Here is a 19,816-nt window from a genome sequence, read left to right on the forward strand (position 1 = left end):
GGTGATGCTATCCGGCGTTCAATTCCTTGATCGTAGCGGCCAGAGCCATGATGAGTTCCGGTGTTCCCATCGACTCTTCCCCCATGACCTCGGCTGCCGCATCTCCGGCAAGTCCATGGATGAAGGCTCCCTGAGCCGTTGCCAGGTCAGGCGCCACTCCACGCGCAACCAGCGAGAGGATGATGCCCGCGAGAGCGTCACCCATGCCGGGTTTGGCCATGCCGGGATTGCCAGTCGTATTGATATACAGCGAGCCGTCGGGCAGGACGGTGAGCGAGCGGTGTCCTTTGAGATGTACGACAGCACTTGCCTGAGCAGCAAGTGTCTGCGCTGAACTGAGCGTTCCACCCTTCTCGACGTCCTCCGGTGTCAGGCCTACCAGACGGGCGAATTCGCCGGAGTGCGGGGTCAGGATCGTCGGAGCGTCGCGTTTCCACAGCACGTCCAGATGACCCACACAGGCGAACAATGCATCGCCGTCCAGGATGAGCGTTCCCTTGAAGGCGGTGGCAAGAAGCAGGACGGCCTCCAGTGTCCGGGGATCGCGCCCCAGACCTGGACCTATCAGCGCCGCAGTCGTATCTTCCAGCAGTTCCAGGATATGAGGGAGTGCCTCGACGGTAAGGACGTCACCGGCGAACGCTTGAACGATCGGTCCGTCGACCTTGACGCGGACGACGTCCGCGATGCTCTGAGGCACGATGAGGTGGATCGTGCCTGTCCCGGTGGTGAGTGCAGCCTCGGCGGCAAAGACGGGAGCGCCCGTGTAGTCAGGAGAACCGGCGATGATAGCCACCTTGCCATACGTGGCTTTGTGCATGGTCCGCATTCGTTCCGGGAACTCGGGGGGCTCGGTCAACTGAGCATGGATCGCACTCTGTTCCAGCAGGATGTCGGGATAGATGAGCTGTTCGACGTGGACTTCGCCTGCCGCTTCTGTGCCCGCTCCCATGTACAGGCCCAGCTTTGGCAGACCGAATGTGACGGTATCGCTGGCAAAGACGGGAGTCCCCAGCGCCATGCCGGTATCGCAGTCGATGCCGGACGGGATGTCTACCGCCACGACAGCGTGCGCCAGACTCGCGTTGACGATTTCGATGATATCCCCGGCTATTCCTGAAACCACATGGTCGAGGCCGATGCCAAACAGGGCGTCGATCACGATGGCGTCGTCGTCGATCGATTCCTCGATCTTGTCCAGGACCTCTTCGTCCGTGACGTTGATGAAGGTACCTTCGGGGGCGACTCGCTCCAGGAATGCGCGTTCCGTCTCTACATCGTCGCTGGGGTGTCCTTTGGCGGGGAGTGCAAATACCGTGACGGGGAAGCCCGCGAACAGGAGGTCACGCGCTGCGACAAAGCCGTCGCCTCCGTTGCCGCCCGTTCCACACAGAACGACGAAGTGCGGCCTCAGCCCCTCTTCTGCGTCCTCGTCCGCAATGTTTAGTGCCACGTCCGCGACAGCCTGGCCGGCACGCTCCATAAGCACGATCGACGGCATGCCGTATTCGTTGAAGGTGTGTTTCTCGATACTGCGGATCTGACTACGAGTCGCCGCTCTCATACATGCTCCCATATTCTCCCTGGATCACCATGGCCACGGCGACCGCGTACTCGCGTTCGTGGCTGATGCTGAGGGAACAGTTGAACCAGGGTGTCCCACGGATGACGGCAATCGGCGCGCCCTCCGGCCCTGGAGCGATCTCGACCTCGCGCAGCGTCGGAAGGTCCCTTGAAGGCAGCAGCTTGATGACAGCCTCCTTGGCGGCCCAGCGGCCTGCCAGACACTGCCAGCGGTCAGGGCGGTCACATGTCGAGAGTTCGGAGGCGGAGTAGACGCGGTTCAGAAAGCGTTCTCCATACCGTTCTCCCAGAGCCCGGATACGCGCCACGGCCACTATGTCCACGCCGAGTTGTTTCATTATTTCAGTATAGCAGCAAAGACCCGTACGGCGCGGTCTTCACCGTGAATCGGCTCAGAAGGCCCACGCATGTGGGCTGACCCAGCATTGAACGTCTTCATTTCATTATGCTTCCACTTGGCTAGAATATGGATAGAAGTCAAGCATGGCTGGGGAGGCCGATATGGCAAAGAAGATTGCTGTTCTGCTGGACGAGCTGGTGCACGAGCATGAATTCATCTATCCCTACTTTCGTCTCAAGGAAGCCGGGTTCGAATCGATCAGCGTTGCAACAGAAAAACGTGTCTACAAGGGCAAATTCGGTGTGCCCTTCACGCCGGACATGCTCATTGCGGACGTCACCCCGGGAGAGTTCGAGGGTGTGGTTGTGCCCGGCGGATATGCGCCGGACTACCTTCGCCGGTCGAGGGCCATGCTTTCGCTGGTTCGGGAGATGAACGACAAAGGCAAGCTGGTGGCGATGATCTGTCACGCCGGGTGGGTGGGCATCAGCGCTGGGATCGTCAAAGGGCGTACACTCACTAGTACCAGCACCATCAGGGACGATATGTCGAACGCCGGGGCAATCTGGATCGACCAGTCGGTTGTTGTGGATGGTAACCTCGTCACGTCCCGCTCGCCGGCGGACTTGCCAGACTTTATGCGTGAAGTCCTGAGGGTGCTCTCCGTTCAGAAATAGCACTGTCTGGAGCAGACCAGCAGCATGCACCGCCGGCCGGTGCGGTTGGCGGCCGGCGGTTTCCATATACAATGAATGAGGAGCAACCATGGGGTTCAAAGAGAACGTCGAGGTACTGCTGTCAAGGAGCCACAGGAGTCAGCGTGAGCTGGCTGCTGCTGCCGGCATCTCCTCGGGGAGGATCTCTCAGATCCTCTCCACCCCAACGTCGCCCACACTGGCTACAGTGACCAAGATCGCCGCCGCATTTGGCCTCAACGCCGCAGACATGGTACGCGACAAGAGGCTGCCTGCTCCCGGCGATGAATTGGAGCTAGCGCTGCGTCACCAGGGGGACCTCAACACCGAGGACATCCAGGCAGTCTATGCATTCATCGCTTATATCCGCGACGCACGTCCAAAAAGGAACAGGCATGGCAAGTGAGACAGTCCTGATCCCGCGCCTGGTAAGAAAGTTGTGCATCAATTGTCGTATTTAAACGGCGTGCTCGTGACCATGGCTCGCATTTCCATGCCCCAGTCAATCGCGGAGGCAGCATGAGCAAATTCATCTTCGTTACCGGTGGCGTTATGTCGTCATTGGGCAAGGGCATCTTCGCCGCCTCTCTGGGACGTATCCTCCTCGACGAGGGCTTCTCCGTGACCATTCTCAAGATGGACCCATATCTCAACGTCGACGCCGGTGTGCAGAACCCATTTGAGCACGGCGAGGTCTTCGTGACGGAGGACGGCGCAGAGACCGACCTGGACCTGGGACACTACGAGCGCTTCCTCAACCAGAACCTGCACCGCATGAACAATATCACCAGCGGGCAGGTCTACCTCTCCGTCATCGAGAAAGAGCGCAAGGGCGAGTACCTGGGGCACACGGTGCAGATCATCCCGCACCTCACTGGGGAGATCCGCAGCCGTGTCACCAAGGTTGCCGAGGCGTCGAAGGCCGACTTCGTGATCGTCGAGGTTGGCGGCACGGTTGGTGATATCGAAGGCCTGCCGTTCCTCGAAGCCATCCGCGAGTTCTGGGCCGAGGATCCTGCCAACTCGATCTTCGCTCATCTGACGTACGTCCCTTATCTCGAGACCACAGATGAACTCAAGACTAAGCCGACCCAGCACAGCGTCGGTGAACTGCGCAAAATCGGCATCCAGCCCACGCTGGTCGTGGCCCGCGGGGTGAAGGAACTGCCGGTCGAGCAGAAGCGCAAAGTGGCCCTGTTCTGCGGTGTCCCCGCCGATCACGTCATCTCGCTGCCCAATCTGAGCTCCGTGTACAAGGTCCCAAACTACTTGCAGGAACAGCGTGTCGGCCACCTCGTCCTGTCTGCGTTCGGCATGGCGCCCCGCGCGGCCGAGACCGAGACGCCCTGGGTGCGGTTCACATGGACGATCGACCAGGCGAAGACGCCACGCAGGCTGGCCATTGTCGGCAAGTACGTTCAACTGAATGATGCCTATCTGTCCCTCCGCGAAGCGCTTCACCATGGCGCATGGGCGACCGGGTGTGATCTGCACATCGACCTGGTTGACAGCGAAGACGTCGAGAAGCAGGGGGTGCGCCTGCTGGACGCGGGCAAGTATGACGGCATCCTGGTCCCGGGCGGTTTCGGGAAACGTGGCATCGAAGGGATGATCCTGGCTGCGGGATACGCACGCACCCACAATCTGCCCTTCCTGGGCATCTGCCTGGGTATGCAGGTTGCCAGCATCGAATTTGCACGGAACGTGCTCGGTATTGAGGACGCGAATTCCCAGGAGTTCAAGCCCGACGCGAAGGACCTTATCATCTACCTGATGCCGTCGCAGAAGGGCGTACAGAAGCTGGGCGGGACCATGCGGCTTGGCGTCTACGAGAACACCATCACACCGGGGAGCAGGGTGGAAGAGGCCTATGGGGCATCCACGCTTTCCGAACGCCATCGTCATCGCTTTGAGTTCAACAATGACTACCGTGCAGCCTTCGAAGAACATGGCATGCGCGTCGCTGCTGTTTATCCGGAGGAAGACCTGGTCGAGGCCCTCGAACTCGGGAATCATCCGTTCTTCGTCGGTGTCCAGTTTCACCCTGAGCTCTCGTCCAAGCCACTCCAGCCAGGCCCCCTGTTCGTTGCGTTTGTGAAGGCCATGCTTGCACATGAGGGGTAGAAAACGGGTCCGCTCTGTCCCCGTCAGCCAGGCTGCGAGCGACGTGCTGGACCGGCTGCAGGTCATCGGCGGCACGGGACAGGTGCGCACGGAATCCGAGGCACGCCTGCGAACGGTGCTGACACAGACAGCCTCGGCGCTGTTCAAGCCCGAGGAGCTGCCACGCTACCTGCAGGTACAGCTTGCCGGCAAGACCGGGAGTATCCCGTCCTGGGAAAATCTGACCGGCGAGCGCCTGACGCAGCTGGGTCTGCCCCGTCATCCTGAGGGTGTTCGGGCGGATGAATGCGGCACGCTCATCCTGACACTGGTTCCTGTCACTATCGACTACGTGGCACAGGTGGAAGGGCGCGAGGTCTGTTCCTCCGCAGCGTATGACCCGAGGGCGACGATGGCTTCCTTCGAAGACGGCATCCACCGCATCGTCATGACGGCACCCGAACTCACCGTGACCAGGAGTGCGTTTCCCCATGGATTGATGGACCTGCCCTTCGTTCAGGTCACGTTCCGGCTGCGCAATACCAGTGATCAGTTTCACGCTGTGACGCTCGTCCTCCTCATCAAGCCGTTCGACGAGGTGGGCATCACGAGTCTGGAACGGTTCAGCTTTTCACGTGAGAACCTCATCATGCTCAACGGACAGCGCATCGCCTTTGCCTGTGAACGACCGAGCAGTACCAAGGTCAGCGTCTACGATCCCCGGACTGGCAGCATGGTCGACGCCGATGCCGGCGGCGAAGTCGTCTCGCCGACGGGGCTCATGCAGCTGCGACTTGCATTCGACCACCAGCTCGAACCTGGCGGCGATACCGAAGTCACGTTTTTCTTCTTCGTCGACAGGGACCGTACCTACAAACCTGAGGAACTCACGCTCCTCCTTGGACAGAGCGCCGGGATCCTTGAGCAAGAGCACCGGCTCGTCGTAACACAGGAAAAGCATGTAGGATATCGCACGGGCGACGAGCGCCTCAACCGTTTTGCCGCCAACCAGCTGCTTCACCTGTCGTCTCTTGAAGCCACTGCTGCCTCGGCGTTCGAGGGCGGCCTCGATGCCGTTGCCCTGCCGGCGCTCGTCGAGGCATATGACCGTGTGGGAGAGGTCGACACGGCTTCCAGCCTCTTGCGTTCCTATGCGGCGCAATTACCCCCAGGGCCCGCTCTGTCGGCGGATGCACTGTTTTCGTACGCAAGCTTTGTCATTGCTCTGGGTTGGCATCTGAAGGTGGCGCGCCAGGTGCAGCTCCGCAGGCAGCTGTTTCCCGTCGTGGACCAGTTCGTCACCTGGCTCAGCCAATCGCAGACAACAGTGGAGCCTGTCGCCATCGGCTTGCTGGGACCATTGCGGCGTTCCGGCCCTGTGCTGCATCTGGTGCTGGGCAAGGCCATTGAGAGCTATCAGAGCATGCTTTCCGAGAAGGACGACGTGCGCCTCAGATTATGTGACGACCTCCAGCTGCGGTTGCTCAAGCAGGCGGATGCGGCCGATACTCATGTCGGCCCTGGCAAGCCGATGTTTGCCGACATAGCACCGGTTGCGGCCTACGCCCTGTTTGGCGCGCACGGCACCGAGGACGCCATCCTGACTGGCACCATGAGCTGGATCGCCGAGCATTGGCTGCGTGACGGCTTCGTCGCAAACCCCTCCCTCGGCTCCCTCGGCGACATCCGTCTGTCACTGCTGTGCGCCAAAACTCTGATCCTGCGCCGTGAGAGCGGAGCGTACGGTCTGATGCAGGAGGGTCTGGAGCAGCTTGGGGTATCCGACGCTCTCCCCGACTATATCGACCTGCATACCAGGAGAGCTCTTGCCGGTCCACGGCACAGCGCCGTCGCGACGGCGCTTGCCCTCGAGCTGCTGACCAGCCTCATCTTTGTCGAACGCGGCACCTACCTGAGCATCATCCCAGTGCCGACGCCCGAGCTGTTTGCCGGCGACGGCATCGACGTCCACGGTCTGCAGTCTACGTTCGGCGAACTTTCCGTGCGCATGCAGCGTCTGGGCGACAAAGTCCGGTTCAGCATGCGTTCAGATTTCCTCCGGGGCGTCAGCGCCATCGAACTCAACTTCCCCTGGGAACTCAAGGAACTGGTCGCGCGCAAGGGGACGGTCAAGTACGTGACCGGAGGGACCATTGTCATGGAGCCTGCAGATCTTATTGAAGGCGAGGCTATCGCGGCCAACCCCGGTCCGTCGTAGACGGTCCGTTCTTCACATTTCCTCTTGAGGGGATGATCCCTCAGCAACAGGCGCTTGTGTGTTCGATTGAGGATGGACAGGTTACTTCTTGCTGACCGCCAGTCCGAAGTGTTTCATGGTCACCAGCTTGCGGTTCCAGTTCTTCTCGACCTTGACGCGGACGTCGAGCTCGACCCGCTCGCCCAGGAAATGGACGAGGTTCTTGCGAGCGACATCCTTGATGGTCGCGATGAGTTCACCGCCCTTGCCAATGATCATGCCCTTCTGAGAGTCCTTGGCGACGTACACACTGACCATGGCGCGGATACCCTTGGCGGACTCCGTGATGTCGTCCGTGACGACGGCCGTCGAATAGGGGAGCTCGTCCTGCAGACGGCTGAACAGCTGCTCACGTACGGTGTCAGCAACGATGAGTTCGATCGGGTGCGACGTCAAGGTCTTGTCGTCGAAATAGGGCTCGCCGACGGGCATTGCGTCGATGGTCGCCTTTACTAGTGGTGTGACCCCTGCGCCGGTCGCCGCCGAAACGTGGAAGACAGCTGTCGGATGAAGCTTCTCCACGAAGGGAGCAGCCACCATCTCGTGGCGCTTGGCCGTGTCCAGGTCCAGTTTGTTGACGACGAGGAAGATCGGTTTGCCGAGCTTGATGACGATGGGGAACATCTCCTCGTACTCGGCGTCAGGATAGGCCGACTGGTCGATGACGAAGTAGACGACCTCGACGTCCTCCAGTGACTGCAGCGCCGTCTCCACAAGGTACTTGTTGAGCTTGCTCTTGCTTACCTTGTGATATCCGGGCGTGTCGACGAAACAGACCTGGGCGTCCTTCTTGTTGAGAACGCCAAGAATGTTGTACCACGTGGTCTGCTGTTTGGGCGACACGATGGATAGTTTGGTACCAAGGATAGTATTCATCAGCGACGACTTCCCGACGCTGGGCTTGCCAAAAATTGATACGAATCCACTCTTCATAATGTAAGTGTACAGGCTTTTGCGCCTCAGACAAACACGTGTACAATGAATCCCATACTGTCTCATTGGAGGTTTCCCATGCTGATCCAGGTGGCTATCAACAATATCGAAAGCATTGAGCAAGGCGAAGAGATTCTCAAGAAGTGGCACTACCACCTTGACGAGGACCAGTCTCACGTCGTCGTGGAGCGTGACGTCGACGGCGTCACCGTTCGTATCTCGGGGTTTCATCCGTGGGCCGACGAGATGAGAGAGGACGGCGAAGAGTGTTCTTGCGGTGGGGACGACAACAACTGCGGGTGCGAAGGCGGTCACTGCAAGGACGGCCACGAGCACGCCGAAGGTGAGTGCTGCAAGGACGGCCACGAGCATACCGAAGGTGAGTGCTGCAAGGACGGCCACGAGCATACCGAAGGTGGGTCCTGCTGCTGCCAGGTCGGAGATGATGCCGCGGATGTCAAGGACAAGGAAGCCGAGGACGACGAGAGTGACGACGAGGGCGAGGAGTCCGAAGTCATCTATCTTGGCCAGGCCCTGTTCATGCCAGCCGAGGACCAGGCTCATGTTCTGGCCAATGAACTGATGGACGACGACTACATCGGTACGGTATCCGTTTCCATGGCCGGCGTCGAGCTCACCGATACGGACGCATTCCGCGCGCTGCCTGCGGACACAAAGAGTGCCGTTATTGCTGCCATCGAGGAACTCGGCGATGCTGAGGCGTATTTCTCGATGTACGAAATCATGGGGCTCAAGGTCTAGGTACATCATCTGTTCATGAGTATTCTTTCGGCAATTACGACGCTGGTTGCCGCCCCTTCGGGGGCGGCATCGGGTTTTGTGCTCAGGTTCCCTCTGAGCGCGACGGTCAACGCGATTGCAGTTGTAGTCGGCAGCCTGGTCGGCATGCTCGTTGGCAAGTTTCTCAAGGAGGACACCCGCAACGCCATCTTCATCGCGAATGGGCTGGCGACGCTTTCCATCGGGATCGGCATGGCCCTCAAGACGGGCAATGCCGTTATCATGGTCATGGCTATCGTAAGTGGTGTCGTCGTGGGAGAGCTCTTGCGGCTCGAAGACAGGGTCAACGCGGCGGCCGAGCGCTTCCAGAAGCGGCTCCATGTTGCGTCTGGCAGCCGGTGGGCAGAGGGGCTTGTCACTGCTTCCCTCATCTACTGCATCGGCCCCATGACCATTATTGGTTCCATCCAGGAGGGGATGACGGGCAATGGCACGCTTATCTACACGAAGTCCATCCTCGACCTGGTCATCAGCATATCGCTCGCTGCGGCGCTGGGCAGCGGCGTTGCGTTCAGCGCCATCCCCGTATTCATCATCCAGGGAAGTCTGACCTTGCTGGGTTCCGCGCTGGGGTTCCTGATGCAGCCCTACATCCTCAACGAGCTGACGGCCACGGGCGGCCTCATGGTCATCGCCATCGGCATCAACCTGCTGGGCCTGAAGAAGATCAAGCTGGCCAACCTCCTGCCCGGCCTGATTTTCGCCGTCCTGTATGCCCTTCTTTTCCATGCCCTGAAGTTGGTCTGACCCTGTTTCTCCCGTCAGGGAGACGCCACAAGCGCATCCGCCATACGTGCCTCTCCATAACAGGAGAGCAGGGCAGCCCCCTGCCAAGGAGGCACGACATGGACGGACTTGTCACGCTGATCGGCAACATTGGCTTCCCAATTGCCATCTCTGTGTATCTGCTGACGGTATTCGGAAGCAAGCTGGATCGGATGCAGGCAAGCCTTGACCGGCTGGCCGACCTCATTCAGGCTGGTTTGCACATCAATGGTTCGGCAGTCACGCCCTGATGCGGCCGCCATGGCACTACCATGACAAACCCCCCACCTGCAGGTGGGGGGTTTGTCATGTCTCGGTGTGGTGCTTCAGGGGCTCCTGTCGATATAGACGCGCGGCACGCGCTTCGAGATTCCAATCAAGACCTCGTAGGAAATGGTCCCCATGAGTTCCCCGAGTTCCTGAGCGGTGACGAAAAGACCATCCTGCTCGCCAATGAGGGTCACGGGGTCGCCGGGCACCGCCGCTGGGATGTCCGTGACATCGAGGGCGCAGACATCCATGCTGATACGCCCCACGATGGGCGCGAACCGTCCCCGCACGATCGCATGTGCTTTGTTGGACAGTCCGCGCAGATAGCCGTCGGCATACCCGATGGGGATGAGTGCCATGCGGGTGGGCCGTTCCGTGATGAACGTCCTTCCATACCCGATACCGTGGCCAGCCGGCAGCTCCTTCACTATTTCCAGCTCTGTCCGTAACGCGAGGACCGGCCGTACGGGGCAGGTCAGGGCAGGGACGGGCGGACAGCCATACAGGAGGATGCCGGGGCGCACCCCGTCCAGCATGACACCCGGAGACGTGAACAGGCCCGCCGAATTGGCCAGGTGCACCATTGCCGGCTGGAGGCCGCCCGCGCGGAGTTCACGCACGACCTCTGCAAACCGTGCCGTCTGCAGCGCCGTGAATGCCGGATCGGATTCGGCGCACGCGAAATGCGAGTACACGCCGACAATACTGACGTGGGGGACCGTGGCACTGTGCAAGATCTGGTCTGTCGCATCATCTGCCAGGATGCCCGCACGCCCCATGCCGGTGTCGACGTTGTAATGCAGGCGTACTGTATGTGTGCCCGCCGCTGCTCCATACGTCATCGTCGTCGCCTGGTTGACCGTTGTGAGAGAGACGTTGTTCCTGACGGCATATGGGACGAAGTCGGCGGGCGAGTTTCCCAGGACGAGAATCTCAGCCGTAATGTCGCTCTCGCGGAGCTCGACGGCCTCGTCAGGCGTCGCCACCGCCAGCAGCCGGACCTGTTCCTGTTCCAGCACCGCCGCAACGCGTGCTGCGCCGTGTCCATATGCGTCAGCCTTCACGACACCAATGACCTGCGTCTTGAATGGAGTGAACGCCCGGATGGCCCGCAGGTTGTCGCGGATTGCTGTCAGATCGATCTCTGCTACAGTAGGCCGATACATCGTCTTTGTTTCCTCCAGATCCAGGTATCTCGTTTTCCAGCCTCATGCCATGGTACTGATGCCCCGCTCCAATGTCAAGAACGTTTGGTCGGAGGTCGCGTCCGGGTATACTGTCTCCATCCTGGGGAGGAAAGCATGATGACGATACTCGTGACCGGATTCGAACCCTTTGGCGGCGAAGCCCTCAACCCGTCATGGGAAGCCGTCAGCCGGCTGAACGGCGATACGGGTGATGCCCGCATCGAACGCCTGCTGGTGCCGACAACCTACGCAGACAGTATTGGGACGGTGACAGAGGCTATCGACCGGCTTCGCCCGGCCGCTGTCGTGATGGTCGGTCAGGCGGGAGGCCGGGCCGAACTGAGTATCGAACGCGTTGCGGTCAACTGCGACGATGCACAGGCTCCCGACAATGGCGGTGTCCTTCGCGAGAACGTACCCATCGTTCCACAGGGCCCGACCGCCTACCTGGCCACACTGCCCATCAAGCAGATCGTTGCCGGTCTTCGGAGTGCCGGGTTCCCGGCTGCCGTCAGCAACACGGCGGGCTTGTTCGTCTGCAACCATCTATTCTACGGCGTCCTGCACCACATCGTCACGCACAATCTGGAAACGCAGGCCGGGTTCATCCATGTGCCGTTCCTGCCCGGGCAGGTGGTGGGGAAACCGGGGACGCCTTCCATGTCGCTGGAGACGATGGTGGCCGGGCTCGACTGCATGGTCGCTGTCCTGACGTCGAACGCACGGCCGTAGCAGGTCTGCACAACTATGCGAATGACAGAAACACTCGACAAAGGGGGAGCCATGAAGAGGAATCGGAAACTGCTGTGTGCTGCACTTGTCGTCGCTTTTGCGCTGTTTTGTCTGGTCAGTCCGGTGGACGCGTGGAACAGCCACGGTGCCTGTACGAAGCTGATTATCAGTGATCAGGAGTGGCTGAAGGCGTATGACAGCATTACCGTCACGCCATGGACCTACCAGGACGTGGATACGGCCGCAGTCGGACCCAACTTTGTCCTCCAATACATCGAGGGCAAGCCGGGGACGGTGACCAGCGCCGCCGCCATCCTGACCAACTATGCAGATGAGCCCGACTGGAAGATGGATGAGGACCTCCAGCTCAGCCCGTTGCAGGCGTTGACGGGTGGTTCGCAGGGTTGGCGCCACCAGTATTATGGCCTGGGCTGGCTGCGCTTCGGCGTCGCACCGTCGCGTGCGCAGTACTTCTTCGACTTGGCAGGCAAGGCAAGGGAGAAGGGCGACCTGTACTGGACCTTCCGCTACCTCGCGCGGGCGATGCACTATGTGCAGGACACCACTCAACCATATCACGGTGTTCCTGCGCCCGTCGGCATCATTTTCAAGGGTATCGGGAACTTCGGTACGCTCATGGGATCAGCGACCAACCATCACTACAACCTGGAGGAGTATCAGGGTGCAATGGTTGCGCGCAACAGTCCGGTGTTTGTAACCGCGTTGCAGAACGCCCTTCCGCTGGACATTGCGACAGCAACCTCGCCAAGCTGGCTGTGCCGCCACGCCGCCTATCTGGGCAGGCCCGTGGTCCGCGAGCTGTGGCCACTGGAGACCAAATTCTTCGGGGACAGTATCAACGGCAAGGACAGCTGGTTCTTCGACGAAAGCACGCTCCACGCCGCTGATCCTGGCACAACGCAGGCAGCGTATGACCAGGAGATCAGTACTCCGTTGGGCCGCATGTCCAGCTACACCAAGACACTGTTTCTGCTGGCACGCGCTGCGTACGGCCTGTAACAAATCACATCTTCACCAATTGTGAATCCCTAAAGTACCAGGTACTTTGGGGATTCACAATTGGGGTCAGGTGCCGTGGATGTCTTCCCAGTCGGCGCGGGCCCGCTCGAAGACCTTGTCGACGGTCTCGCTGAAGCGTGACCACAACGTCTCGTTTTCTTCCGGCGGAACGGGTCCTGAAAACTTCCACCGCTGCTGCAGTTTCTTGGCTTTTTCCTTGGCCTCGAACGGGTCACGTTCATCCAACAGTGCTTCCGCCTCGGCGCACAGCTGTTCCTTGACCTCGACGTTGTCGCCGGTCCACGAGCGGTAGAGCTCGAAAAAGCGGTCACAGGCGGCCCGATACTCTTGCCACAGGGCTTCGCCCTCGGCGTGCGCAACGGGACCAGCTCCCATGTACTGCTTCTGTAGGACCAGGACCTTGTCGCGGGCGTCGCGCCACGAGACACCCTTGCCGGCCTTGTCGGTCAGCTCGCGGATGAGCCGGATGACGTCGCCGCGCTTCTCGGTACTGTTGCCCCGCAGGGTCCCCAGCTTGCCGACAACAGCCTGGCAGGCGGCGCGGTATGCTTGCAGCAGATCGGCTTCACTGGCCGTGGCGACCGGACCCACATCCGTATACGCCTGTTGAAGTTCTAGGAGGACGGCACGCGTCGCCTTCCAGTTGTCCAGGGGACGCCGGCCCAGCGCCTGGATGCGGGCGACGATCTTCTCCTTCTGCTTCAGGGCCTCGTGTTCCGCTTCGCCCTGACGAACGTGGAAGGCAGTGAGGACGCGCCGGAGTTCGCGTTCCATGATCTCATGCTGGTCGTGGGGCAACTGCCCTGCTTCGTGCCAGTCATGTTTTTCGATGTCCGCCACTTCGCGTCGTGCTGCTTCCCATGCGAGTCCATTTGTGGTATCCGTCAGGGTCTCGATGTGGTGCAGCAGCTTCTCCTTGCGTGCGTGGTTGGCGTCGTACCATGCGTCCCGATGTGCTTCGAAGGCGCGCTCGGCGGCGGAAAAACGTGCCGACAGGGCTGTATCTTCCTCATGCCGCGCCGTCTTCTTCCACAGCTGGGCCAGCTGCTTCAGGCGCTCGCCAGCAGCTGCCCACATCGTGTCGTCTATCTCTTCCAGCAGCTGCTCGGCGCGTGTGCACAGGTACTCGCGATACTCGCGGGTAGGGGCGCCGCGCATGCGCTGTTCATCGAACCACTGTTCCTGCCTTCGGGTGAAGGTGACTACCGCGTCGTTGAATGCCTTACGGAAGGGAGCGGTCGCTGCGTCGTCCGACCAGCCTGCCAGGCGCCACTCATGCATGAGTTGGTCCAGTGTCGACCGTGCGCCCTTCCAGTCGGTGGACTGGGCCAGGGCCACAGCTGCGGACGAGAGCTGCTTCTTGCGCTCCAGGTGCTCGACTGCAAGGTGTGTGGCTTCCTTCTGCATGCGGACAAGACGCGCGAGCTGTTCTTCGGCTTCGTCCCGGTCTGCCAGGGCGGTGATGCGGACGGAGGCGGCTATCAGCCGTGGCAGCAGCTTCGCCTTGTCTCGTGCTTCGCTGTAGGCATTGGCCAGGGCGGCGACGGCGTAGGAGATGACCTCCAGGGAAGGATCGGCCCGTTCCTTGTGGGGAACGGCGCCCTCTGTGGCCGGCGCGGTGGTTACAGGATTCTGCGGTGGCTTGCCCTGCCGTTTCATTAAAGTGCGGGCTCGAGCAGGACCCAGCTGTCGTTGATGCAGGAGTTGCCGTCCGGCGTGAGTCCAGGAGCGACGAGCAGGTTGACGCCCTCCACTCCTTGCGGCAGTACGATGGTCTGAGTGGCGATGCTCTTGTCCAGGTGGATCCGCACATCCAGCGAACCCAGTGCATTGCGCAGGGTCACCTTCTGGCCCTCGGTCAGGCAGCGTTCGTGGGCAAGTTCCCTCGACACCGATGCCACGGGAGGCAGGACGCGAACCCGTGCCTGGTTTGGGTCGATGCCGTTGATGTAGTCGCGCACATGCACGGTGATGAGACGCAGCATACCCGGTTCGACAAGGACATCGGGCACGCGGGAGGGGAAGTGAAATGCTCCCTGGATGCGCGGTGCATCCTTGAGACGCCACATGCCGGGACCCGCGGGCGTCAGCCGGGGGTCGTTCTCGACATCTGCCAGCCGCGCCCTCTCGGTTGTGAACCGGTCTGGTAGCCCAAGCCGCAAGGCAACGTCCCGGACAATGTCCAGCTCGTCGCGGACGCCCTCGGGCGGTTCTGTCGCCTTGTTCGTCTTTTGCAGCAAGTCATGGAAGTAGCTCATGACATAGTCGTCACCTCGTTCGAGGAACACGGTCGTCGGCAGGACGAGCGTGCACGCACGCGCGGTCACGCTCATGTGCCAGTCCAGGCAGACCGAGAAGGGGCACTGCTCCAGGAATTTCAGCACCTTGCCGGCGTCCGGGCACTGCGATGCGGGGTTGCCCCGCACGAACATTGCAGCCTCGACGGGCAGCTCGGCTTCCAGCAGTGAGGCTCCCAGGTTGGGACGCGGCATGAAGCGGGTCTGAGCGCCGGGAACGGTCGCGAAGTCGTCCGGCAGCAAGTTGTCGTCGCCCTGGTCGAACCAGACGCCGCCGCCGGGGACGCCGTGATTGCCCAGCAGGAAACCGAGCGTGTCGATGACGTGGACCAGGTTGGCGCCCCACCGGGTCCGCTGAAGACCAGTTCCGGTCCAGATGCTGAGGGGCGACTGATTCGTGACGAAGCCGACGAGTGCGTGCAGAGCCTCGGCGGACAGACCCGTGGCCTGTTGTGCGTCCTCGGCGGAGACCAGCAGACAGGCATCCCTGAACGCGTCGTATCCTTCGTGTGCGGCCTGAGGTTCACCATGGAGATTGATCGCCTCGTGGCACAGGTACAGGGCGAGCGTCAGGTCCGAACCCGGGCGCACGATCCACGCTGAGTCGCTGATCGCAGTCGTGGGTGTGGCGCGGACATCGATCGTGCCCAGGAGAGCCCCTTTACGGCGCGCGTCATGCACAATGGCGAGGAAGTGGACACTGTTTTCAGCCGGGTTGCGACCCCACAGCAGGATGGACTTGCTCTCCAGCGCAGCCAACGGCTGGTCGCGGCCGACCGTGCCATAGCTGCGAGCCAGGCCGACCTTGCCCTCGGAGCCGCACAGCGACCCGGTAGCCATCGTGCCACCGCCCAGCATCAGGGGAAGCAGGCGCTGGATCTTGTTGCCCATGAGCAGGTTGCCGGAACCCTCGTAGAAGAGGAAGGACTGGTGACCGTGATGCCGGATAGCTGATTGGATCGCCTGTGCCGTCATGTCCAGGGCCTCGTCCCAGCCGATAGGGATGAACTTGCCATTCCGGCGTGCCAGGGGCGACGTCAGACGATCCTCGCCCCGCAGATCACGGACCCAGCGGCGTCCTTTGTGACAGATGAAGCCACGTGTGTATGGGTTGTCCTTCCGACCTTCCAGCTCGACGAGTCGCCCTTCGCTGCAGGTTGCGACCATGCCGCACGAGTCGGGACAGTCATACGCACACACACTTAGATAGTTGCCATCGGCCAACATTGGTTCCTCCATCGTTCAGGGTACCAACAGTATATCTGAGAACAGGACAGATGAAGGTGATGACGCTGCGCGGTGCCAATTCGTCGAGAGTGTTACACTTTGGGACCCCCCGAGCCCTTTTTTCGCAGGCGAGGGGCGCTTTCCCCGAGCCTTTCTGTTCAAGACCCCTGAGCCCTTTTGTCCAAGGCGAAGGGTGTATTCCCCGAGTATTTCTTTTCAATGCGAGGGGCGTTCTGAGGGGAGCTTCTGTCCCAAGACTGTCACACCTTCCCAGGAACTGCGAACCCCCGGCTGCGATGACCGGGGGTGGGTGATGCCTTTTCGGAAGGAGAACTATGTCAGTCTGACCTCGATATCACCACTGCCGGTGTGGACGGAAAGCTCGACGGTCGCCAAGCCCACGGGAATACGCTGCCGCTGGACCTCGACATCGACGCCTGGACCCTTGATGCTTGCCTCGCCCGACCGCGTCTCGACGTCGACCATGACGTCGTGCTGGTCAAGTTCTGCACGCACGTCGCCGCTGGTCGTCTTCAAGCGGGCGCTGCTCTGGACGGTCACCCTCTCCAGGCTCACGTCCCCGCTGAAGCTGAGGACGTCGGTGTCGTTCAGGACGGTGTTGAGGACGGCAACATCGCCTGAATACGACTTGAGCATGCCACGGACGGTCGAGTTTCGAATGTCCAGGTCGCCCGACTTGCTGATGACGTCGCCATCCACCAGGCACTTGTCCATGTCGACGTCGCCCGACGTCGCCTGTGCGGAAGAGAGGTGCGCCATGGAGCTGGCGTCGACATCGCCGGACACGCTGCGCACCACGACGTCTCCCGTGATGTCGCTGACCGTGATGTTGCCCGAGACGGTCTTGAGTTCGCACGACATGTCGACAGGTACTTCGAGTTCGACCGGTTCGCCGTCGTTGCCGAATCCGAGGCTGAACGAGAAGCCGTGGAATTCGCCTGCAGTCAATCTCGACTCGACCTCAACATTCTGGCCATCCTGGCGGGTACGGACGCTCGATTGGCCTCGCACGACCCGGACAGCTGGGAGTCCCTGGATACCACGCACCTGCAGGTCCTCAGAGATCAGGCGTACGGTCAGACTGCGGCCTGTGGCCTGGGGCGCAGATGCGGGAGTCACCGGCTGAGCAGGGGGCACGGGTGCCATAGGTTCGGCTGGTAAACGAGGTACTTGTGGAACCTGTGGCAACTCGTCTTTGATCGCACCGAGCGCGGCCAAGAGCTCGTCGTACTGCTCCTGTGTAATAAGTCCCTTGTCCTTCAGTTCACTCAGTCGTTCCGTCGCTTGGCTCATCGCTGCCCTCCTTGATGGTCTTCAAGACCGTATCGACGCTCAGGTCGCCGGCTTCCAGCTTGTCCAGCAGTTCCATGATGTTGGGTTTGCGCACGGCCTTCTCGGCGGGTTTGTCGTCGCCGGCCAGTCCCAGCGCCGCCAGCACCCTGTCCAGACGGCCCCGCACGGTCGGGTAGGACAGGTCCAGGCGGTCCTGGACTTCTTTCAGGTTACCGCGCGCCGCCAGAAAGGTCAGCAGGAACTGCTCGTCTTCACCGGACAGGGCCGCGAACCGGTCGAGCGGGTACGCTCCTCGCACAGTTGTGTCACAGGCGGTGCAGTGCAGCTCGGCAATCTCCAGCTGAGACCCGCACGAGGGGCACGTCGTCGGCAGGTGCTTCATGGCAGCCTCACTCGATGCTAAGGATGACGTCGTCACCGTCACCTGCATGAATGTGCATCAGTTCCCCTACGAAGGCCGGGTCCGCGATCAAGCGCCTGATTTCGTCGACATCGATCGGGACCTGCTTGCCGTCGACACCGACGGTCGCCCTTCCCTTGCGGGCGAGGATGTTCAATCCGATACCCGCGAGGGCCATGGGGAAGCCCAGGTCTACGTGCTCACCTGTTCTGGCTTCGTCGACGTGGATCCGGAACGTCCGACGTGTACGAGGCTGCACCCCCTGGATAGGTGGACTGGACTGTTGGGATTCCTTCGGCTCGAGAGCCGCAAGCAACTCATCTGCCTCGGCGCGCGTAAGCTTGCCTTGCTGGACCATACGTTCGATCTTCTCGTACTCTTGCGACATAGTATCCTCCCAGTCTCGGATGTGTTCAATCCCTGACGATATACTCGCGTTTGCCGCTGACCGTCCAGACGACGTTGAACAGCAGCACCGCCGTAGTCGTATCCAGCCGGCCACGATACACCAGGTCCATCAGTCTCGTCGTCGTGTCGGTCATCTCGTGCCTCCTAATAGAATGTTGTTCACTTGCACCTAAATAATATTAAGTCACAGATGAATGTCAAGAGGCACGTCATGAAATAGTGAAGAAGACGTGAACGCACTCAATATAAGAGAAATACTGGTGTCAACACAGATCATGTTTCCACAGAGTCTGTTCACTCGCAATCTATATTATTTATATATCACGCCTTGGCTGGTCGAGCCGCTCAGGTCCGGGGTACCGTTCTACCGACCCGACTGTATCCGGCTGTTTCCCGAGTTCATTCGGATGGCGCCACGTAGGTCCGAACCCCATTTGTTGGTAGGGTTGCATTGGTAAGAACGTCGCCCTTCCCGTTGATTCATTTCAGAATGTGATATAATAAACAAGAAATTATCGGGGTCATTGTTGAGGCTGTTTACCCGCATATGGAGTGAAGCCAGACCCTTTCCAGTCGGAAGCAGAAAATGAGTGATAAGGAGATGATGATGCCGGACACTGTTAGTTCGAGCCTGTGGCTGTCCCTGGTGGACATGCTGGTCGTGTTTGCAGTCTTGGCGTTTCTCATGGTTGTCTGCTACGGGTTGAAATTCTTCAGCCGTGGGTCCCGAGGTGAGGGGTCCGCTGACGACGAAGACAGCCGGATCGACGTTGCGGCCGGGGGTGAATCTGTCTCTGATCTCCCGATGGTTGAGCGTCCGGGACAGCTGTCCACGATGCCGGCCGTCGTTGACGCTGGTCATGTGGGGACGGATGGTGCCATCAGTATCGGCCAGGGCGAGGGAAGCTTCAGGACAGCGACCGCGCAATCGCGCATCTTCAGAATCACGGTCAATGGGAAGGCGTTCGAGGTGGGGGTCGAGCAGGCGACTGGTGCACAGTCTGTGAGTCAGGTTGCGGCAATTCCCGCGCCTGTTGCACAGCGCCCTGTGATTGCTCCTCCGTCTCCACCCGCCGTACCTCGTCCTGCTCCTTCTGCGCGCGCGGGTGACACGTCGAATCTCATGAAGTCCCCATTGCCCGGCAAGATCCTCAAGGTGTTTGCCGCGCCCGGCAAGGCGTTCAAGCGGGGTGACACGCTGCTTATCATCGAAGCGATGAAGATGGAAAACGAGATCCTTGCCCCGCGTGACTGCGTGGTCGGCGAGGTCCATGTCGAGGTCAACCAGTCCGTGAAGACGGGCGAGCCTCTCCTGAGGATGGAGTAGAGTTATGAGTGTTATTCTGGCTGCAATCAAGGGTTTCAGAAGCTTCTCCGGCATCTACAACTTCACGTGGGGCAACGCTATCATGCTGGTCGTGGCCTTGGTGCTCATGTATCTGGCTATTGCCAAGGATTTCGA

Annotated in this window: 20 protein-coding genes; 10 read left to right on the forward strand and 10 right to left on the reverse strand. The window is 60.5% G+C overall.

All coding sequences use genetic code 11. The features are described 5' to 3' along the window. Positions 1 to 7 precede the first annotated feature (7 nt). The gene (locus SMC3_RS01075; RefSeq protein WP_165846491.1) at positions 8 to 1,564 is read right to left on the reverse strand and encodes an NAD(P)H-hydrate dehydratase; all 1,557 of its coding nucleotides are present in this window, start codon (positions 1,562 to 1,564) and stop codon (positions 8 to 10) included. Next, positions 1,545 to 1,922, reverse strand: coding sequence for a holo-ACP synthase (gene acpS, locus SMC3_RS01080; protein WP_119086838.1), 378 nt, complete (start codon positions 1,920 to 1,922; stop codon positions 1,545 to 1,547). Before acpS ends, SMC3_RS01075 begins: the two co-directional genes overlap by 20 nt. A 163-nt stretch (positions 1,923 to 2,085) precedes the next feature. On the opposite strand from acpS, the gene SMC3_RS01085 reads away from it, so the two are divergent. The 4 genes from SMC3_RS01085 (at position 2,086) to SMC3_RS01100 (ending at position 6,940) form a co-directional block, all read left to right on the forward strand. After that, a complete protein-coding gene (locus SMC3_RS01085) occupies positions 2,086 to 2,601 on the forward strand; it encodes a type 1 glutamine amidotransferase domain-containing protein (protein ID WP_119086839.1) in 516 nt (171 codons plus the stop codon). Between the two features lie 88 nt (positions 2,602 to 2,689). Beyond that, entirely contained in the window at positions 2,690 to 3,025 is a 336-nt protein-coding gene (locus SMC3_RS01090; protein WP_119086840.1) for a helix-turn-helix domain-containing protein, read from the forward strand. A 113-nt stretch (positions 3,026 to 3,138) separates the two neighbouring features. Then, the gene (locus SMC3_RS01095) at positions 3,139 to 4,743 is read left to right on the forward strand and encodes a CTP synthase (RefSeq protein WP_119089725.1); all 1,605 of its coding nucleotides are present in this window, start codon (positions 3,139 to 3,141) and stop codon (positions 4,741 to 4,743) included. Next, positions 4,733 to 6,940, forward strand: a complete 2,208-nt coding sequence (locus SMC3_RS01100; RefSeq protein ID WP_119086842.1) for a hypothetical protein — start codon at positions 4,733 to 4,735, stop codon at positions 6,938 to 6,940. Before SMC3_RS01095 ends, SMC3_RS01100 begins: the two co-directional genes overlap by 11 nt. 81 nt (positions 6,941 to 7,021) lie before the next feature. Here the strand turns inward: SMC3_RS01100 and era are convergent, their stop codons facing one another. After that, positions 7,022 to 7,978, reverse strand: coding sequence for a GTPase Era (gene era / locus SMC3_RS09320; RefSeq protein ID WP_320409436.1), 957 nt, complete (start codon positions 7,976 to 7,978; stop codon positions 7,022 to 7,024). Positions 7,979 to 7,990: 12 nt separating this feature from the next. Here era and SMC3_RS09325 point away from each other — a divergent pair, with 12 nt between their 5' ends. From SMC3_RS09325 to SMC3_RS01120, 3 genes are all read left to right on the forward strand, one after another. Beyond that, positions 7,991 to 8,674, forward strand: coding sequence for a hypothetical protein (locus SMC3_RS09325; RefSeq protein WP_165846493.1), 684 nt, complete (start codon positions 7,991 to 7,993; stop codon positions 8,672 to 8,674). 15 nt (positions 8,675 to 8,689) lie between these two features. Then, the gene (locus SMC3_RS01115; RefSeq protein ID WP_119086845.1) at positions 8,690 to 9,460 is read left to right on the forward strand and encodes a DUF554 domain-containing protein; all 771 of its coding nucleotides are present in this window, start codon (positions 8,690 to 8,692) and stop codon (positions 9,458 to 9,460) included. A gap of 98 nt (positions 9,461 to 9,558) precedes the next feature. After that, positions 9,559 to 9,729 (forward strand): YvrJ family protein, encoded by a 171-nt coding sequence (locus SMC3_RS01120; RefSeq protein WP_119086846.1) that lies wholly within the window; start codon positions 9,559 to 9,561, stop codon positions 9,727 to 9,729. A gap of 75 nt (positions 9,730 to 9,804) precedes the next feature. Here the strand turns inward: SMC3_RS01120 and alr are convergent, their stop codons facing one another. Then, positions 9,805 to 10,914 carry an alanine racemase gene (gene alr / locus SMC3_RS01125; RefSeq protein ID WP_119086847.1) on the reverse strand — a complete coding sequence of 370 codons (1,110 nt, stop codon included), beginning with the start codon at positions 10,912 to 10,914 and terminating at the stop codon, positions 9,805 to 9,807. Between the two features lie 135 nt (positions 10,915 to 11,049). Between alr and pcp the strand changes: the two genes are divergently transcribed. Beyond that, complete coding sequence (pcp, locus tag SMC3_RS01130; RefSeq protein WP_119086848.1) at positions 11,050 to 11,667, forward strand: pyroglutamyl-peptidase I; 618 nt, start codon at positions 11,050 to 11,052, stop codon at positions 11,665 to 11,667. 51 nt (positions 11,668 to 11,718) lie between these two features. Next, on the forward strand, positions 11,719 to 12,687 hold the full coding sequence (locus SMC3_RS01135; protein ID WP_126851533.1) for a hypothetical protein: 969 nt from the start codon (positions 11,719 to 11,721) through the stop codon (positions 12,685 to 12,687). A 66-nt stretch (positions 12,688 to 12,753) separates the two neighbouring features. Here the strand turns inward: SMC3_RS01135 and SMC3_RS01140 are convergent, their stop codons facing one another. From SMC3_RS01140 to SMC3_RS09785, 6 genes are all read right to left on the reverse strand, one after another. Continuing rightward, on the reverse strand, positions 12,754 to 14,367 hold the full coding sequence (locus tag SMC3_RS01140; protein ID WP_119086850.1) for a DUF349 domain-containing protein: 1,614 nt from the start codon (positions 14,365 to 14,367) through the stop codon (positions 12,754 to 12,756). Beyond that, entirely contained in the window at positions 14,367 to 16,232 is a 1,866-nt protein-coding gene (locus SMC3_RS01145) for a molybdopterin-dependent oxidoreductase (RefSeq protein WP_165846494.1), read from the reverse strand. Before SMC3_RS01145 ends, SMC3_RS01140 begins: the two co-directional genes overlap by 1 nt. Before the next feature lie 333 nt (positions 16,233 to 16,565). After that, entirely contained in the window at positions 16,566 to 17,546 is a 981-nt protein-coding gene (locus tag SMC3_RS01150) for a DUF4097 family beta strand repeat-containing protein (protein ID WP_119086852.1), read from the reverse strand. After that, positions 17,518 to 17,928, reverse strand: coding sequence for a DUF2089 domain-containing protein (locus tag SMC3_RS01155; protein WP_119086853.1), 411 nt, complete (start codon positions 17,926 to 17,928; stop codon positions 17,518 to 17,520). The genes SMC3_RS01150 and SMC3_RS01155 overlap by 29 nt, the downstream gene beginning before the upstream one ends. A 7-nt stretch (positions 17,929 to 17,935) precedes the next feature. After that, on the reverse strand, positions 17,936 to 18,334 hold the full coding sequence (locus tag SMC3_RS01160; RefSeq protein ID WP_119089727.1) for a hypothetical protein: 399 nt from the start codon (positions 18,332 to 18,334) through the stop codon (positions 17,936 to 17,938). Positions 18,335 to 18,359: 25 nt separating this feature from the next. Beyond that, positions 18,360 to 18,488 (reverse strand): hypothetical protein, encoded by a 129-nt coding sequence (locus SMC3_RS09785; RefSeq protein WP_279386277.1) that lies wholly within the window; start codon positions 18,486 to 18,488, stop codon positions 18,360 to 18,362. A 452-nt stretch (positions 18,489 to 18,940) separates the two neighbouring features. Between SMC3_RS09785 and SMC3_RS01165 the strand changes: the two genes are divergently transcribed. Next, positions 18,941 to 19,681, forward strand: coding sequence for an acetyl-CoA carboxylase biotin carboxyl carrier protein (locus SMC3_RS01165; protein WP_207799601.1), 741 nt, complete (start codon positions 18,941 to 18,943; stop codon positions 19,679 to 19,681). Positions 19,682 to 19,816 lie beyond the last annotated feature (135 nt).

Source organism: Candidatus Cryosericum hinesii (genome assembly GCF_003570985.1).
Lineage (GTDB): Bacteria > Caldisericota > Caldisericia > Cryosericales > Cryosericaceae > Cryosericum > Cryosericum hinesii.

Coding starts and splice junctions, on each gene's coding strand:
- SMC3_RS09785 (WP_279386277.1), bottom strand. CDS start 18,488: ATGACCGACACGACGACGAGACTGATGGACCTGGTGTATCGTGGCCGG.
- SMC3_RS01100 (WP_119086842.1), top strand. CDS start 4,733: ATGAGGGGTAGAAAACGGGTCCGCTCTGTCCCCGTCAGCCAGGCTGCG.
- SMC3_RS01140 (WP_119086850.1), bottom strand. CDS start 14,367: ATGAAACGGCAGGGCAAGCCACCGCAGAATCCTGTAACCACCGCGCCG.
- SMC3_RS09325 (WP_165846493.1), top strand. CDS start 7,991: ATGCTGATCCAGGTGGCTATCAACAATATCGAAAGCATTGAGCAAGGC.
- SMC3_RS01145 (WP_165846494.1), bottom strand. CDS start 16,232: ATGTTGGCCGATGGCAACTATCTAAGTGTGTGTGCGTATGACTGTCCC.
- era (WP_320409436.1), bottom strand. CDS start 7,978: ATGAGACAGTATGGGATTCATTGTACACGTGTTTGTCTGAGGCGCAAA.
- SMC3_RS01095 (WP_119089725.1), top strand. CDS start 3,139: ATGAGCAAATTCATCTTCGTTACCGGTGGCGTTATGTCGTCATTGGGC.
- SMC3_RS01160 (WP_119089727.1), bottom strand. CDS start 18,334: ATGTCGCAAGAGTACGAGAAGATCGAACGTATGGTCCAGCAAGGCAAG.
- acpS (WP_119086838.1), bottom strand. CDS start 1,922: ATGAAACAACTCGGCGTGGACATAGTGGCCGTGGCGCGTATCCGGGCT.
- SMC3_RS01165 (WP_207799601.1), top strand. CDS start 18,941: ATGAGTGATAAGGAGATGATGATGCCGGACACTGTTAGTTCGAGCCTG.
- SMC3_RS01090 (WP_119086840.1), top strand. CDS start 2,690: ATGGGGTTCAAAGAGAACGTCGAGGTACTGCTGTCAAGGAGCCACAGG.
- alr (WP_119086847.1), bottom strand. CDS start 10,914: ATGTATCGGCCTACTGTAGCAGAGATCGATCTGACAGCAATCCGCGAC.
- SMC3_RS01135 (WP_126851533.1), top strand. CDS start 11,719: ATGAAGAGGAATCGGAAACTGCTGTGTGCTGCACTTGTCGTCGCTTTT.
- pcp (WP_119086848.1), top strand. CDS start 11,050: ATGATGACGATACTCGTGACCGGATTCGAACCCTTTGGCGGCGAAGCC.
- SMC3_RS01150 (WP_119086852.1), bottom strand. CDS start 17,546: ATGAGCCAAGCGACGGAACGACTGAGTGAACTGAAGGACAAGGGACTT.
- SMC3_RS01075 (WP_165846491.1), bottom strand. CDS start 1,564: ATGAGAGCGGCGACTCGTAGTCAGATCCGCAGTATCGAGAAACACACC.
- SMC3_RS01155 (WP_119086853.1), bottom strand. CDS start 17,928: ATGAAGCACCTGCCGACGACGTGCCCCTCGTGCGGGTCTCAGCTGGAG.
- SMC3_RS01085 (WP_119086839.1), top strand. CDS start 2,086: ATGGCAAAGAAGATTGCTGTTCTGCTGGACGAGCTGGTGCACGAGCAT.
- SMC3_RS01120 (WP_119086846.1), top strand. CDS start 9,559: ATGGACGGACTTGTCACGCTGATCGGCAACATTGGCTTCCCAATTGCC.
- SMC3_RS01115 (WP_119086845.1), top strand. CDS start 8,690: ATGAGTATTCTTTCGGCAATTACGACGCTGGTTGCCGCCCCTTCGGGG.